Origin of the sequence: Mycetohabitans sp. B8 (assembly GCF_021991875.1) — a bacterium.
In the GTDB taxonomy this organism is placed as follows: domain Bacteria; phylum Pseudomonadota; class Gammaproteobacteria; order Burkholderiales; family Burkholderiaceae; genus Mycetohabitans.
The window spans coordinates 83,579-98,351 of sequence record NZ_JAHLKR010000017.1 but is presented as its reverse complement, the minus strand read 5'-3'; the positions used below and the strand labels follow the sequence as shown (position 1 = coordinate 98,351).

At 59.5% G+C, this 14,773-nt stretch carries 14 protein-coding genes, 2 tRNA genes and 3 pseudogenes; 9 read left to right on the top strand and 10 right to left on the bottom strand.

Annotation, left to right across the window (positions count from 1 at the left end; all coding sequences use genetic code 11):
* Positions 1–256: 256 nt before the first annotated feature.
* The 3 genes from KQH60_RS09205 to KQH60_RS09195 all read right to left on the bottom strand — a co-directional run bounded on the left by KQH60_RS09205 (position 257) and on the right by KQH60_RS09195 (position 1,549).
* The gene (locus tag KQH60_RS09205) at positions 257–736 is read right to left on the bottom strand and encodes a DUF3318 domain-containing protein (protein ID WP_237576179.1); all 480 of its coding nucleotides are present in this window, start codon (positions 734–736) and stop codon (positions 257–259) included.
* Positions 733–1,125 carry a phage holin family protein gene (locus KQH60_RS09200; protein WP_237576178.1) on the bottom strand — a complete coding sequence of 131 codons (393 nt, stop codon included), beginning with the start codon at positions 1,123–1,125 and terminating at the stop codon, positions 733–735. Before KQH60_RS09200 ends, KQH60_RS09205 begins: the two co-directional genes overlap by 4 nt.
* 121 nt (positions 1,126–1,246) lie before the next feature.
* On the bottom strand, positions 1,247–1,549 hold the full coding sequence (locus KQH60_RS09195; protein WP_237576209.1) for a YqjD family protein: 303 nt from the start codon (positions 1,547–1,549) through the stop codon (positions 1,247–1,249).
* Positions 1,550–2,208: 659 nt separating this feature from the next.
* Here KQH60_RS09195 and KQH60_RS09190 point away from each other — a divergent pair.
* The 4 genes and pseudogenes from KQH60_RS09190 to KQH60_RS09175 form a co-directional block, all read left to right on the top strand.
* Positions 2,209–2,589 (top strand): annotated as a pseudogene (locus tag KQH60_RS09190) (transposase); the annotation flags it as partial.
* 43 nt (positions 2,590–2,632) lie between these two features.
* Positions 2,633–2,866 carry a type II toxin-antitoxin system Phd/YefM family antitoxin gene (locus KQH60_RS09185; RefSeq protein ID WP_237576177.1) on the top strand — a complete coding sequence of 78 codons (234 nt, stop codon included), beginning with the start codon at positions 2,633–2,635 and terminating at the stop codon, positions 2,864–2,866.
* A complete protein-coding gene (locus KQH60_RS09180) occupies positions 2,863–3,258 on the top strand; it encodes a type II toxin-antitoxin system VapC family toxin (RefSeq protein ID WP_237576176.1) in 396 nt (131 codons plus the stop codon). Before KQH60_RS09185 ends, KQH60_RS09180 begins: the two co-directional genes overlap by 4 nt.
* Positions 3,259–3,546: 288 nt before the next feature.
* On the top strand, positions 3,547–4,179 hold the full coding sequence (locus tag KQH60_RS09175; protein ID WP_368669329.1) for a Fic family protein: 633 nt from the start codon (positions 3,547–3,549) through the stop codon (positions 4,177–4,179).
* A 214-nt stretch (positions 4,180–4,393) separates the two neighbouring features.
* Here the strand turns inward: KQH60_RS09175 and KQH60_RS09170 are convergent, their stop codons facing one another.
* Complete coding sequence (locus KQH60_RS09170) at positions 4,394–4,615, bottom strand: transcriptional regulator (protein ID WP_237576175.1); 222 nt, start codon at positions 4,613–4,615, stop codon at positions 4,394–4,396.
* Positions 4,612–4,809, bottom strand: a pseudogene (locus KQH60_RS09165) (DUF2442 domain-containing protein); the annotation flags it as partial. The gene KQH60_RS09170 and the pseudogene KQH60_RS09165, both read right to left, overlap by 4 nt.
* Before the next feature lie 128 nt (positions 4,810–4,937).
* On the opposite strand from KQH60_RS09165, the gene KQH60_RS09160 reads away from it, so the two are divergent.
* Positions 4,938–7,289, top strand: a complete 2,352-nt coding sequence (locus tag KQH60_RS09160) for a molybdopterin oxidoreductase family protein (protein WP_368669331.1) — start codon at positions 4,938–4,940, stop codon at positions 7,287–7,289.
* Between the two features lie 93 nt (positions 7,290–7,382).
* Here KQH60_RS09160 and KQH60_RS09155 read toward each other — a convergent pair.
* A tRNA-Pro gene (locus KQH60_RS09155) sits at positions 7,383–7,459 on the bottom strand.
* A 354-nt stretch (positions 7,460–7,813) separates the two neighbouring features.
* Here KQH60_RS09155 and KQH60_RS09150 point away from each other — a divergent pair.
* Both KQH60_RS09150 and KQH60_RS09145 read left to right on the top strand, forming a co-directional pair.
* Complete coding sequence (locus tag KQH60_RS09150) at positions 7,814–8,182, top strand: histidine phosphatase family protein (RefSeq protein ID WP_237576172.1); 369 nt, start codon at positions 7,814–7,816, stop codon at positions 8,180–8,182.
* A gap of 109 nt (positions 8,183–8,291) precedes the next feature.
* Positions 8,292–9,110, top strand: a complete 819-nt coding sequence (locus KQH60_RS09145) for a GNAT family N-acetyltransferase (protein ID WP_237576171.1) — start codon at positions 8,292–8,294, stop codon at positions 9,108–9,110.
* Between the two features lie 368 nt (positions 9,111–9,478).
* Here the strand turns inward: KQH60_RS09145 and KQH60_RS09140 are convergent, their stop codons facing one another.
* The 3 genes from KQH60_RS09140 to KQH60_RS09130 form a co-directional block, all read right to left on the bottom strand.
* Complete coding sequence (locus tag KQH60_RS09140; RefSeq protein ID WP_237576170.1) at positions 9,479–10,306, bottom strand: peptidoglycan DD-metalloendopeptidase family protein; 828 nt, start codon at positions 10,304–10,306, stop codon at positions 9,479–9,481.
* 6 nt (positions 10,307–10,312) lie between these two features.
* Positions 10,313–11,221, bottom strand: a complete 909-nt coding sequence (locus KQH60_RS09135) for an aldose epimerase (RefSeq protein WP_237576169.1) — start codon at positions 11,219–11,221, stop codon at positions 10,313–10,315.
* A gap of 391 nt (positions 11,222–11,612) precedes the next feature.
* Positions 11,613–11,867 carry a hypothetical protein gene (locus KQH60_RS09130; protein WP_237576168.1) on the bottom strand — a complete coding sequence of 85 codons (255 nt, stop codon included), beginning with the start codon at positions 11,865–11,867 and terminating at the stop codon, positions 11,613–11,615.
* Positions 11,868–12,338: 471 nt separating this feature from the next.
* On the opposite strand from KQH60_RS09130, the gene KQH60_RS09125 reads away from it, so the two are divergent.
* Together KQH60_RS09125 and KQH60_RS09120 are read left to right on the top strand one after the other, a co-directional pair.
* Complete coding sequence (locus KQH60_RS09125; protein ID WP_237576167.1) at positions 12,339–13,172, top strand: undecaprenyl-diphosphate phosphatase; 834 nt, start codon at positions 12,339–12,341, stop codon at positions 13,170–13,172.
* A 181-nt stretch (positions 13,173–13,353) separates the two neighbouring features.
* Positions 13,354–13,430 (top strand) — tRNA-Arg (locus tag KQH60_RS09120).
* A 676-nt stretch (positions 13,431–14,106) separates the two neighbouring features.
* On the opposite strand, the pseudogene KQH60_RS09115 reads toward KQH60_RS09120, so the two are convergent.
* Positions 14,107–14,748, bottom strand: a pseudogene (locus tag KQH60_RS09115) (MFS transporter); the annotation flags it as partial.
* Between the last annotated feature and the right edge of the window lie 25 nt (positions 14,749–14,773).

The window sequence follows — 14,773 nt, the reverse complement described above, 5'->3', positions numbered from 1 at the left end:
GCTGCACGATGGCCGGATGGCCGACGATTACCTGTACGGTGGATTCAGGCTCGACGCCACGGGAGAGCGAAGCAATTCCGGCGCAGCCGGGGCCGCGAGCGGCTCCGCCAGTCCGCTGGACCCAGCGCGTATTCTCCCTCGGTGGTAAGAGCATGCGCTTTGCTGGACTCGATGAGGTGCATACTGCGCCGGCGCAGGGCGTCGCTACGACGTTCCAGCGCGTCAACGAGCGACAGTCGCGCGTGGTGCGAACGCCCTAAGTGCTCCTGTGGGCGTCGCGCGGGCGTGTGGCCGGGCTGATGTCCTTCGCTACGGCGGCCGCCGTGCGGCGTTGCGGACGTACCTCCTTCCATAGCTTGTAGCCCTGCCACGCGGCGGCACCCACCACGGTCCATTTCAGCAACGGTTTGGCGTTGCGTATCACCACGCGACGCACGGGGCCGGCGAACGCGGCCGACGCGATTGAAGCGAGTACCGGATGCTGGTCCAGCAATGCACCGATGGCCGGAAGCCGGCGCAATGAGCGGAACCGACCGATGCCGGGCATCAGCCACCTGATCCAACTGAGTTTTGAGACGCCTTGGCGCAGTGCCTGACCGGCGTCGGCGATGTCCAGCCGGTCGAGATCGGCGCGAGCCAGCAACAGCTCCTTGCGGATTGCCCGCACCTTGGGGTCACCCGACCCGCGCACCGAAGCCGGCTGGGCGAGACGGCCGTTGGAATAGGAATGGTTCATGGCGATGGTTTGTGGAAAATGGCGCGGTCCTTGTCGAATTCGGCTAGCGTTTCCTCGAAGATCAAAGGCGCGCGACGCACGCCCGAACGCGCCTTCTGTACGCAGGCGAAGGCCGCGATAACGTACAGTACGGTCAGTATAGCCAACGCCTGCCATCGATACGTTTCCCAGAACGCCGCAGCGATTAGGACGGTCAGGGTGATCAGCCCCATTGTCGCGAACATCATGGCTGCGAGACCAGCGAATAATACGCCGAGCAGTCGCTCCTTTTCTTCCGCGAGTTCGATACCGATCAACTCCAGGCGCGTTTGAAGCAGGGAAAAGACCGATCCGACCAGGCGTCGCAGCGGGCCGTGAATCGGCGGTGGCGGTTGAGTGTCGTTGCTCATCAGCAGATCGCGCAGGGCGCGGCAGGCGGAACGTTCAATCAGCCACCGCGTCGCGCACACGCGGGACGCGGTAACACCAAGCGCTGGTAGGCATGACGCAAACGCGTCGTCGCACCAGGCACTACTTGCGGTTGATCAGTAGTCCGATCAACATGCCGACACCGGCGGCGATGCCGATGGACGTCCATGGATGGTCGTGGACATAATCATCCGTGGCACGCGCTGCCTTCTTGCCTTTTTCGACGACCACAACCTGGACATCGGTTGCCTTTTCCTTGGCTTGCTTCAGACGCGTAAGCGCCTTTTCGCGCAATTCGGTCGCACGTTCGCCGGTCGTGCTCGCTGCTTGCTTGAGCAGGTCTTCGGCGTCCGACAGGACAGTTTTGATATCCGACATTAAATTCTCCTTGTTAACTTCCGTCATGACTGCTCCCGTGACAAACTTGCCGTGACCAATATCGTAACGGAACTGTGCAGCAATGGCGAGCACATTGGCCGACTCTGTCCGGCCGGGAAGGACCTACCTGCCCTGTAAACGCTGCCCGGGCTATCAATGTCAGACAAGGAACGCGTTTCTGCCGCATCAGAGCGCGCGCACGACCACCTGGTTCCGTCGAATTCCATTGCCCATCAGACGCTGAGCGATTACCGGCATGCACCCTACACAAATGCGACGTCAAGCGTACCGTCGCGCCGTTGAAATACCCGCGTAGCTGCCCTTTAGAGCAGAGCAGAATTCGGACCCGCCCGTGTCGATAACGAATCAAACGAGGGACTTCGATCGACGTCTGCGCCGCAGGCGCTCGCTTGCGCACATGGCGGTGATGCCGTTAGCTGCGCCGCGTGGTGCGATGTCGCGGATTCCTCGCGCGCGCGTGATGACGGTGCAGCGCGTCGCGACCGATTGGATGTTGGACTGACAATCACAACCGCCTGAATATGGCCTTGGGCCGGCGCGCTCCCAACACCTCCCTGCCGCTGAACTGCGCATCTACGTGAGGCTGAGGCCAACCCAAAAAACTGGGCCATTCAAAAGTAGGAAGATCCGGCATGATGCAACCTTGATAAGCAGAAGGTCATGTCGTGCAGAAGAGCCGATACACTGAAGAACAGATTGCATGTGCGTTGAAACAGGCAGAGTTGGGCACGCCGGTAGCTGAGTGTGCCGCAAGATGGGCATCAGCGATGCAACGTTCTATAACTGGCGCCAGAAGTAGGGGGCCTGGGCCCGTCGGAGCTGCGTCGCCTGAAGCAACTCGAAGAAGAAAACGCGAAGCTCAAGCGGCTGGTGGCGGACCTGTCGTTGGACAAAGCCATGTTGCAGGATGGGCTATCAAAAAAGCTTTGAAGCCTTCCCGGCTGCGTGAACTCACGACGGATTGGATGCAACGCTTCGGCGCAAGCCAGCGCCAAGCCTGCAAAGTACTGAAGCTGTCGCGTTCGGTGTACAGCTATCAGTCACTCTCGCTATAATAATGTCTATGGTCATATGACTATAGGAGAATCAATGGAATTCAAGCAAGTTTCCAAGTCCGAATTCAAGGCGAAGGCGCTTGAATTTTTCCGCCAAGTCGAAGCGTCTGGCGAGCGTGTCGTCGTGACCGATCACGGCAAACCGGCGTTGGAGGTCCGACCGTACCGCAATCATGAGCGCAATCCCCTCGACGTTTTGCGCGGCTCCGTTGTCCGTTACGACGACCCGACCGAACCCGTTGACGTTGAGTGGGAGGCGGCCCAGTGATCGTCGTCGATACGCACGCGCTGGTCTGGTGGGCAAGCGGTGACGACGCTCTGAGTAACAAAGCCAAAGCGGCCATAGAGCGGGAGCTGGACGGTGGGCAGATTATTGTGTCTGCGATCTCCGCTTGGGAAATTGCGATGCTCGTTGAGCGCGAAAAGCTGGTTCTGTCGATGGACGTCGCAAGCTGGCTCACGACCGTCTGCGCGATCGACGCCGTTCGTTTTGTGCCTGTAGATGTTGAGATTGGCCTGAAGTCGATAGCTCTGCCCGGTGAGTTTCATCAGGACCCGGCCGATCGCATGATCGTAGCGACCGCGCGAAAGCTGGCTGTACCGTTGGTGACTCGGGATGAGAAGATTCGCGTCTACAAGCACGTCAAGACCATTTGGTAATAGGAGAGGGTTCAGCACCGTTCGATAACGCCGGTTGAATTGAGTCAAGCGCTTGAAGCCGCCGCGTTGCTGTGCAACCCGAACGTTAGAGCCGCGTTCAAGTCTTGACGTCGGAAGGGGCGAGGCCTACGGTATTCGTGTCGTGTCTGGGTACGGACTTCGACAACGCCACAAATCATAAAATTTTGCGTGCAGGCGTGGTCGGTTAAAAATCGTGATGAGAGAAAGTGTTGGATTCGTCTTTACAGCCTATGCTGGGCGCTGTTGACGCCGACAAGGCGAAGCTTGATGCGGCGCCGTCCACTGCCGCCGCATACGGTCGCATCACTGCGCGAAAAGCTGATGCTGGAACGGACTTACCACTCGAACGCAATCGAAGGCAACACGCTAACATTGCGCGAGACGAAGGTGGTACTGGAAGGCATTACGGTGGGGAGCAAGTCGCTGCGCGAGCACTTCGAGGCCACGAATCATCGCGACGCTATTCTCTACGTCGAGGAGATCGTCGCGAAGAACGAGGCGCTGTCCGAATGGCAGATTCGCAACATTCACAGCCTAGTGCTGAAAGGGATCGATGACAAAGAGGCCGGCCAGTATCGCCATGAGAACGGAGTGATCGCGGGCGCTAGCATGACGCCGCCTGACTTCCTGCATCTGCCGGCCGAAATGGCTGCGCTCATTGACTGGCACGCGCAATCGCAGGCGGTGCATCCTGTCACGCGTGCGGCCGAGCTGCATACACGGTTTGTAAAGATCCGCCCGTTTGTGGACGGTAACGGCAGAACGGGCCGACTGCTGCTCAACTTCGAATTGATGAAGTTTGGCTATCCACCTGCCGTTATCTGTAAAGAGGATCGCCTTGCTTACTACGACTCATTGGATGAGGCGTGCGTGACAGGCGATTACAGTGGCATGACATAGTTGGTCGCTGCGTCGGTTCAGCGTGCTCTCGACGCATACCTCGACGTGCTCGGTCTGCGCGAGAATCACCGGCCCGACGATGAACCGCCGTCACCCGGGTTTCGGATATAAAGGAAACCATCGAATCGGAAAATGCGCGCTACGCACACCGCGAGTTCAATCGCCTAATCCGTTTGTCCATCAAATCCATGCCTGCTTTCCGCAGTGAATAGTTTCAAGCGCTTTTTGATTGATGCTCCAGGATCTCCCGCACAAACTTCAACGTCATGTCGGGCATGCTCCGATACTCGCCGGAATCAGGCGAAAGCAGCCAGTTATCCAATGTGCGCTTCTTCGTGCCGATCCGCTGCGCGAACTGCTCGCGCGTCATGCCCAGCTCACTCATCGCGTGACGCAGAAACGCTTGCTGCGTTTGAGGCGGCATTCCCTTCTTCACGCTGTGATCCCCGACTTGTGCCCGTTCACTTCGTCATACATCGCGTCGGGCGCAATATCGACGCCGTTCGGCCAGACCACCACGCCATCGCGAATCGTTGCCTGCGCAAAATATGACTCATCGGCCAGCGGGGCGAACACACCGCTGAAATTGTCCTTCGATATGTCGACCACGCCTCGCAGACCGTCCGCAAACGAAACTTCGAGTCATTGAACGCAATCTCGGGCCTGAGCGTCGAATCGACGCGCACGGAGCCATCTGCTGCCCGATAGTCGGAAACAGTCAATTCTCCTACCTGCCGATACGGCGGCCCGTCGTGGGAATGCTGTTTGCGCTTTTTAAAGCGTTTGCTTCGGGAGGGATCATGGAACCTCGTCAGGATCAAAATCTCAAGTGCCCCGGTAATCCCGATCGGTGGGTCCATTCCGCCTGCCTACTTTGTTCTAATGGGTGCGGTTTGGAAATCGCTGTCAAAGACGAGCGCATCGTGGGCGTTCGCGGGAAGCTAGACCATCCGGTGAATTTTGGGCATCTTGGCCCTAAAGGCAAAAATGCCTGGGTGGCGAACGAAAGTCCCCGACGCGGACAGCAACCGATGATCCGGCGCACCAAAGGGGCGCCTCTGGAACCCGTTGATTGGGACGAAGCGCTGGAATTTTTTGTGCAAAAGTTTCAGAATGCATGGAAACAGGGTCACGAGAATCTCGCCTGCTACAACTCCGGACAATTGAATTTAGAGGAGTTCTATACCCTGGGCAAGCTTTGGCGAGGCGGCCTGCAGTCGTCGAACATCGATGGCAACACGCGGCTGTGCACAGCGACTTCGGCCACCGGGCTGATGGCCAATTTCGGCGCCGATGGTCCCGTTGCGTCCTATGTCGACATCGACAATGCAGAACTCCTATGCCTCTATGGGCACAATGTTGCCGAGGCACAGACGGTGCTGTGGGAGCGGATGCTAGCGGCAAAACAACGCAACCAAGGCCGTATTATTGTGGTGGACCCGCGCAAGAATCCGACCGTGCGTCAGGGAGCAGACCTGCATTTGCAAATCCGAATTGGCACGAACGTGGCGCTGATGAATGGGCTGATTCACCTGCTGATCCGGAATTCCGCGGTCGATCTCGATTTCGTGCGCGAGCACACGGTCGGTTTCGAGCAGATGCAGTCGGTCGTGGCCGCCTATCCGCCGGAACGCGTGGCCGACATCTGCGGTATCGAGGCCGCCGCGCTCGAGATGGCGGCGCAATGGATAGGCAGTACAGACCGCATGGTTTCTACCGTGCTGCAAGGATTTTATCAGGCTGTGGAGGCGACCGCGTCCTCTTCACTGGTCAACAGCGTGCACCTGCTGCGTGGCGCCATCGGCAAGCGCGGTGCAGGCCCCTTGTTAATGGCGGGACAGCCCTCCGCCATGTCGAACCGGGAAGCTGGGGCGGATGGCTCTTATCCTGGCTATCGCAATCCCCACAACCTGACCCATATGCGGGAGTTGGCCGAACTCTGGAACATTGACCCTGCTACGTTCCACCCTGAGGTACCGAAAGACATCATCACGATGCTTGAAATCGCCGAGCGTGGCGAAATCGAATTCCTGTGGGTGATCGGCACGAACCCGATCGTCAGCCTGCCCGACCAGAATCGTACGCGGCGCATCCTCGAGCAATTGTTCGTGGTCGTGCAGGACCCGTTTGTCGACGCCGAAACGGTTGCCTTAGCCGACATTTACTTCCCTGCGGCCATGTGGGGCGAAAAGACCGGTTGCGTGACCAATGCTGACCGCACCGTCAATCTGTTATGCAAGGCCGTCGATCCGCCGGGACAGGCCCGCACCGACCTGGAGATTTTTGTCGAGGTCGCGCGCCGCCTTGGCTTCAAAGATCGCGACGGTAAAGCGCTAATCGGCTACCGGGAACCACCAGAGGCGTTCGACGAGTGGCGACGCGTGTCCAAGGGGCGGCCGTGCGACTATTCAGGGATGACCTACGCGCTGCTGCTGAAAAAGGGCGGCGTACGCTGGCCCTGCAACGAACAACATCCGGAGGGCTGCGAGCGACTATACGAAGATCTGCATTTCTGGACCGGCATCGACGAATGCGAAAGCTACGGCGCCGATTTCCTAACCGGCAACAAGCACACACGCGCGGAATACGGGACCATCGATCCCAAAGGCCGCGCTTTCCTGCGGCCAGCACAATGGCGCCGGCCGCCCAACCCGCCAAGCGACGCATACCCGTTCGTCCTGTCGACCGGGCGTGTCGTCTATCATTTCCACACGCGAACCAAGACCGGACGTTCGGAAGCGCTGGATCGGCGTGTGCCGAATGCCTATGTCGAAATCCATCCCGACGACGCGCAACAGCTGGGTATTCGCCTTGGAGACTGGGTGGAGGTGTTGTCGATGCGCGGGCGATGGGAAGGGCCGGCGATGGTCGTCGACACGGTGCGGCCCGGGGAGTTGTTTATCCCCTTCCATTTCGGCAAAGGCCATCAGGCGGCCAATCAGCACACCACCTATGCTCGTGATCCTGTCAGTCAACAGCCGCAATTCAAGTCGTCCCCAGTTCAGTTAAAGCGGCTGAGCTTTGCGGAACCGGAGCGCTGGCTGGTCGAGCGTTGGAATGACTTGCAGGGTACGGATGTGAAGCCGTATGCCGCTAGGGATAGCGTGTAAGCCGCCCGAGTGATGTGCTGATCGGTATCGGGCTCAGCCAGAGAGGCTGCGATAGTGAAAAGAAGTCTTTGTTCTATCAGTGCTTAATTCTATTGGTCGGAGCGATAGGATTCGAACCTACGACCCTCTGATCCCAAATCAGATGCGCTACCAGGCTGCGCTACGCTCCGCCGAATTTGTAATTATAGTTGAATATTCGATGCGACGTCAATTTTTTGAGTGCACCGTGTCGATATACCGTACATCGCGCCCGTGCAGGTAATAGGCCACACCTGTGCATGTCATAGGCGCGTCAGCGCCAGACATGCGCGCGTCATCGCCGCCGTGCACGCTGTCGAGCAGCACGCGGAGCCGCCCTCGCGACTGACTTCGAGGCAACAGTCAATTCTGTGCTCGGACCATCGCAACGACCATGAACCTGATTCCCTGGCGTCAAGCCGACGCCGAAAACCTTCGTGAACGCGAAACCAACCGGGCGCCCAGTGACGTGGTGCGAATTAACCGCCCGCGGACACCAGTAAGCCGTGCACATCGCCCAGTGGCGGGGTCCCCGGCTGCCTGACGAGGCCGGCGTGCTCAGCAGCCCGGCCAATCGAACGGTGCAAACGGCACAGTCATTGGCTGACCGTTTTCGCGTACTACGCGAACTCGCGCCCGGTGCAGACGTCGCCGCCGTATTGGCAGCGGTGGACTGGCCGGACGGCATGGCTGAAACGGTCATTGTGGTGGGCCATCAGCCCACGCTCAGCCGCGTCGCCGCACTGCTGCTGTCCGGTGAGGAAGCGAACTGGAGCATCCAAAAAAGCGGGATCGGGTGGTGGGCCAACCGCCGCCGCGATAAACAACAAGCGCAGGGCGTGCTGCGCGCCGTCGTGAATCCGGACCTTGTGTGATTCGTGTCGATTGCGTATGTTGTTACCGAATCGTCATGTTTGCTACCCACACGTCATCGCTGATTTCTACATTGCACGCGACCTTTCTGTAATTTGACAGGATATGACAATGCGAGAGTTGCCCAATCCTACCCCGCCCCTTGCGTCCATTCCCCTCGATTCACGCAGGAGTCTTCCTCGGCCGCAAGAAACGGTGGCTGGGCAACATCATTTCGGCGTGGCCTGGGCGCGGACGGAAGAAGAGCTTCGCGAGGCACAAGGGCTGCGTTACCGCGTCTTCTCAGAAGAAATGGGCGCGCAACTCAAAGGCCCCAAGGGCCAGGACGTGGATGAATTCGACGCGTACTGCGACCACCTATTGGTGCGCGACTTGGACACGCTGCGGGTCGTCGGAACCTATCGTGTGCTGCCACCCTACCAGGCGGTACGCATCGGCAAGTTGTATGCAGAAAGTGAATTCGACATTTCGCGCCTCACGCATCTGCGCGCCAAGATGGTCGAAGTTGGGCGCTCGTGCGTGCACTCGGACTATCGTAGCGGTTCAGTGATTATGTCGCTATGGGCGGGACTAGCTGAATACATGCTGCAAAATGGCTATGAAACGATGCTTGGCTGTGCGAGCGTCCCGATGGTGGACGGTGGGCATTACGCGGCCAACTTGTTCATGTCGCTGCGCAAGGCATCGATGACCGCGGCCGAATACCGGGCCTTCCCGCATACCCCGCTACCGACGGACGAACTCGCCACTGGCTCCGCGGTATCCCCGCCGCCGCTGATTAAAGGCTATTTACGCCTGGGCGCGAGGATCTGCGGCGCACCCGCTTGGGATCCGGATTTCAACGTCGCGGATTTCCTCACGCTATTTCGCCTCGCCGATATCAACAAGCGCTACGCGCGCCACTTCTTGGGCGAGTTTAAATTGAGTTGATCTGTGGGATAGGGGCGTGATCGCGGTGGCAAGCAGGAGGACCGACGTTCCTGAGCCGGTACCCCTGTGTCTGCTTTTTGTAACGGACAATCTATCGGTACTATTGGCTAGGGGGGAGTCCGATGTCTGCGCGATTTTGGCCAAGCACGTATGATCGACGTCAACAGGTTATCGATAGCGGGGGAGGGAAATCGTGCTGCTTGCATTTTGTCTCGTTGCGCCCGTTGCAGTCGGCGTACTGATCGCATTTGCCATGCGTGTCGATCCGAAGACCGGGCACCTGCGCTGAGCCCAACGTTAGATGCTTGACGCCGCACGCAGCACGGCCTGCCGGTCAGCGCTGTGCGACGCGGCGCCTGCGCTTGCTGCTATTGCGGTGGCAAATAGCGGGCCGGGTCGATCGACTTGCCATCGTATCGCAGCTCGAAGTGCAGTGCGACCCGGTTGCTGTCGCTGTTGCCCATTTCGGCGATGGTTTGTCCTTGCGTGACGTTCTGACCTTCCTTGACTAGCAGTGCGCGGTTGTGCGCATAGGCGGTCAGGAAATTGGCATTGTGCTTGATGACCAGCAAATTGCCGTAACCGCGCAAACCATTGCCGGCATAGACGACGGTTCCGCTCGCGGCGGCGACCACGGGTGTGCCGAGCGCATTCGCGATATCGACGCCTTTGCAATCCACGCCGTTGAAACGGCGTACCACGTTGCCCCGGGCGGGCCAGATCAAGTTGATCGTCGTAGCGGGCGCCAACGAAGGCCTGACCTTGGCCGTAGCAGTGGTGTTGGGCGCGGCTGCCGCGCTGCGCGACGGTGCCGAACGAGTCGGCGGCGCGACGCGCAGAATCTGGCCGACTGAAATTACGTTCGGATTGGGCAGATTATTCCACCGCGCAATCGCAGCGACGCTTTGGCCGTTTCGTTGGGCGATCCGCGAAAGTGTGTCGCCCCGGGCGACGCGATAGAAGCCAGGACCGACCGGGGCGGAACCGCACGCGGACAGCCACAACGCGATACCGCAGCCTACCGTCACGCACTGCACCGAACCGAGGGTGCGCACGTGTTTAAAACCGAAGGCGCGCACGCGTTTAAATAGCGTGCTGCAACCATCGGCAAAACCACTTTTTATTCTCTGCATCGAAACTCGCGACGCTCGCAAGGCGCTGGCTGGGCCATGCGGGCGGGGCATAAAACGATTCATTTTACGTCATTCGTCAAGCTCTACGCGGATTCGCAGTAGCGCGCGCTCACTCGCCCCGGGCGCAAGCCAGCGCAACCCAAGTCCATTGTGAATGGCATCTGGCAAACCGAGCCAGGGTTCGATGCAATAAAAATCGGAATCAGGTTTTTCGGTCCACGTCGTGACGGCATACCATGGGATCGAGCTGGGGCGCTCGAGTGCTAGCGTGATCGTGCGGCCCAGTGACGGTGTGTGCAGCGTGACCCGCGCCCCGCCTGACAGCGGGTCCAGCACATGGAAACGGTCGACAATACGCGCGTCGTCGAGACGATACGCGTGTGCCGCGGCAGCCGCCTCGGCAATCGCACCATCATCACGTTGGTACAGCATCCGCGCCGGCGGCAACGTGAGCCGGGATTCGCCCCGCAGCGCGTGAGGCAGCGAGAAATAGAAGTGATGACCCGCATAGTACGGTAGCGGTATGTCGCCGGTGTTTGTCGTCGTGAGGGTCGCGTCAAGGGTGTGGCCGTTGACGAGATGGTAGATCGCATCGAACCGGAAGCCGAACGGATAGCCGATGCGGGTGGCGTCGCTGTCCGTCAGCGTCATGTCGATGCGGGCGTCAGCTACGTCGATTGTCGGCTCGAACGGCAGATCGCGGGCGAATCCGTGCATTGGCAATGCCCGCACAACGCCGGCGCTATCGCGCCATCGACCGATCGTGCCCTCGACGCGATGCCGGCCGAGGAAGGGAAACAGCAGCGGATTGCCGCCGCGCACCCGGGCGGGCTCGTTCCAATTCGCGTTGTCCGGCCATCCAATGACGTCGTGGTCGCCCACGCGCCAGCGCAACAGACGAGCTCCAGATTGCGGCGCAACCAACAAGCTGGCGCGTTCGCGTTCGAGTTCGATGACATCCTGGTTCTGGAAACGCATGTTGATCGAAATATAACAGTGGGCGGCCCTGCTGCCGGCGGTGCCTGCCCGGGGTTGTCACATGCCGCTTTGCTGTCAGGCGCGCTGCCTGGCGATGGGCGGGTTTTCCACGACATGGATGTGCCGCCAGATGCCGGCTATGCGGGTTCTCTCGGGTTGTCCGGTGGCAGATCGCTGTCGATAATCACTCAGACAATACCGTATTGGAGAGGAGACGATCATGGACTTGGCAATGGCGATGGGATGTGCGCTTTTTGGCATGTTTACCGGCGGCACGTTTCTCTTCTTCTATAAGCTGGCCAAATAACCGGTCTGCCACCTTGGCGTCGCCGCTGCCGCGGTCTCTGTACCACGGCCCGTGCCGAGGGCAAGTCGGGCTCGGCCAGCACTGTCAAAGCCGGCTGAGAACCTGTCCGCGCTGCTTTTGCCCGCGCGCCAGTATGCGAACAGCCGCATCCAGCAGCAAGACTGCGACGATGGCCAACACCAGTGCGCCATTGTGCCATGACGCGCCCGCGTATTTCTGAGTCGCCTGTCGGCTCGCGAGCACCGACGCAAGCTGGCCCCAGTCCTGTGCCGGCATACTGGCCAACGGTAGTTGCTTCGACGTCGTTGTCCCGGCCAGGATGGTCACCAAAAACTGCATCTGACGAGCGCCGCGTAGCGCGTGAAGCTGCGCACGGGGCAGGCATGGGGCTCGGGGTGTCGGGACCATTGATCGGCGAAAGCTAGCGTTGTCGTGGCATAGTCAAGTCCGAGTCGACGCGCAATGCATGCACAACCGTGCCGATAACTAGCGGCGGCCATCGTGTGCGATCTGCCGAACGGACAAGGCTTGGCCGTTATGCCAAAAAGGAGCCCGCATGCCGGCCGGGGGGGCAGGCGGATCCGGCCGCGGCGCTTTCGTCAACCTCGAACCCATTGCGCGGTGCGCGGCATCGTGGCCGTATGCGTGCGTGGCGGTTATCGCCGTTGCCGGCGCGCCTTCGAGCGGGCTGTCGGACACTTGTCATCGGCAGCCGGCAAACTTGGGGGGATGTCGCCAGGCGGGCATCACCTCGCCGCTTCGTTGCGCGATCTGCGCTGATGCTGTCATTTACATAGAGGACTTTCTCTCGTGAGCCTTGCGTTTCTGATCTTTCTGAGTATCTTGCAGGGCGTGACCGAGTTGTTCCCGGTCAGCAGCCTCGGGCATACATTGCTCGTGCCGGCACTGTTCGACATGCACATCGACAAGCATGCACCGCAACTGTTGCCTTTTCTGGTGGCGCTGCATCTGGGTACCGCTTTTGCGCTGCTGTGGTATTTCCGCACACGGTGGATCGCGATCATCCAAGGCTTCTTCGGCTCGCTGGGCGGCCGCCGTACTGAGGACGGCCATTTGGCGTGGGCGTTGCTGATTGGCACGATCCCGGCGGGCATCGCCGGCGTTCTGCTGGAAAAGCGAATCGAGCAGGTTTTTCACGACTTGCGTATCGTGGCATTGGCACTGGTGATCAACGGTACCCTGCTGTGGTTCGGCGACCGGTTGCAGCGCGCGCGCACGGCGCGTGCGCCCAAGGATCTGACGTTCAGGCAGGCTGCGCTGGTTGGTATCGCACAAATCGGCGCGCTGATTCCGGGTTTCTCGCGCAGCGGCTTGACGATGATCGCCGGCGTGGGCGCCGGCATGTCCGCGGGAAAGTCGGCGGAGTTCGCGTTTCTGCTCGGTACGCCGATTATTTTTGGCGCGGGCCTGCTCGAGGTGCCCAAGCTGTTTCACGCGCCGGCGCAACTGGCTGACGCGGTGCTAGGTGGCGTGCTGACTGGCATCGCGGCGTATCTGAGCGTGCGTTTTCTGATGCGTTATTTTGAAGGCCGCGGGCGGCTGGCTTCATTCGGAATCTATTGCGTGATCGCCGGCTTGGCTTGTCTCGCCTGGTTTTTCTTCCATCCCCAATCGTTGACGTAAGCGTGACACTGTCGCATATTGCGAGCTGGCGGCCGGAGCCGGTTTGCAGTGTTCAGTTATAATCGAACGCCTGTTTGCCTATCGCTCAGTTGGGATAGCGCATCGGTCTTCTAAGTCGATGGTCGGGGTCACCTGATGCGCAGCGAACGGCGCGCTTGCAGTACAATGTTGAATCTCTTGACCGCCCTTAGCTCAGTTGGATAGAGCAACGGCCTTCTAAGCCGTAGGCCGCAGGTTCGAATCCTGCAGGGCGGGCCAATAAAATTAAATATTTAAGCGGCATTTCGGGGTTGGGCTTTCTGTTCTTCAACATTTATGTTGGCATTATATAGGCGTTGCGCGTCTATGCGGATCGAAGTCAATCCCTATCGGGTGCGCTATGCGACATGCTCGACGCTCCTTTGTCAGTTGCGCATCGAGCGCTTCAATTTTTTTCGCTGCGGCTAATATGGATCAGCGGCCGGTGCTGTCGCAGAAGGGATTGCGTACGCAGCACGACAATTTGAAGGAACCGGCGAAGCTATATGAGTTCTTCAACGCGCCGCCTGCACCGCTGGACAACATTGAACTGATCCACATTCGCAGTATTTCGACTGGCGCCTGCAGGATATGCCGTTCGACGCTTGCAAGGGAGGGAACGGGTCGAGAAGGGAAACGAGGGGCAAGTTCGAGCGAATCGGGAAAAGGCGGTGTTCTCGCACATCTAGAACTTCGCGTGCGAGCAAGGCATGACGGCCAAACCCAATCCTTGCTGCAATCTGGCTGCGACTGAACAAGCCCGCCAGCGTTTGCGTGTCGCAGTGGAGGGCCCGCTTGCGGTGCTAATTCGAGCGGCTCAAGGTGAGGCCAGAGAAGGGTGGGAAGGTGCAGTCACTGGCATGGATCTGTAATGAACAGGGAGCGGCACTGATTGCTGTAGCACTCAGATTCCGAGTCGAGCGGCGACAATCGCGAAAGCGGTGGCTGGCAAGAATCTGCCGAACCGGCCGTTGCCAATGCGGTACGGCAGTGACATCAACGCGTAGCGGATTTGCGTTGAGAACATCTCGACTGGCATCGCGGCGATCGGACCGTAGATCATCGTCACGTAGATCACGAGGATGGTGAGGATCACGATGCTCATCGGCCAGTTGATTTAGGTCGGATCAGCCTTGAGCGAATAGCCTGGCATCTTTAGCGTATCGGCGAACATCCTGTCAAACGCTTTGCCCTTGCCTTTTGTATCGGCTGCCTGGTCATCGTACGAGTGGGTAACCGTATCGCCGATCCTGATTTGCGCGACCGTACCTGCCGGTGCAGTGACGCTCTGGTAGTTCAGGCCGGCTTTTGCAAGCGCGCTTTGGGCGATATCGCACAAGCTCGTGCACTTGGACGTGCCGACCAGGTTAAACTGGAGCGACGAGCACTTGCCAGGATCGGCCACGACGGTAATCGGCGCCCATGCGGTCGTCGCTTCGAGCGCCGGGCTGGCATGGTGTGTCAGTGCTTTGAACAACGGGAAGTACGTCAGCGCGGCGAACAGACACCCGGCCATGATGATCGGCTTGGTGCCGATCCGGTCGGATAACGAGCAGTATGATCGATGTAATGAACGGCGCACG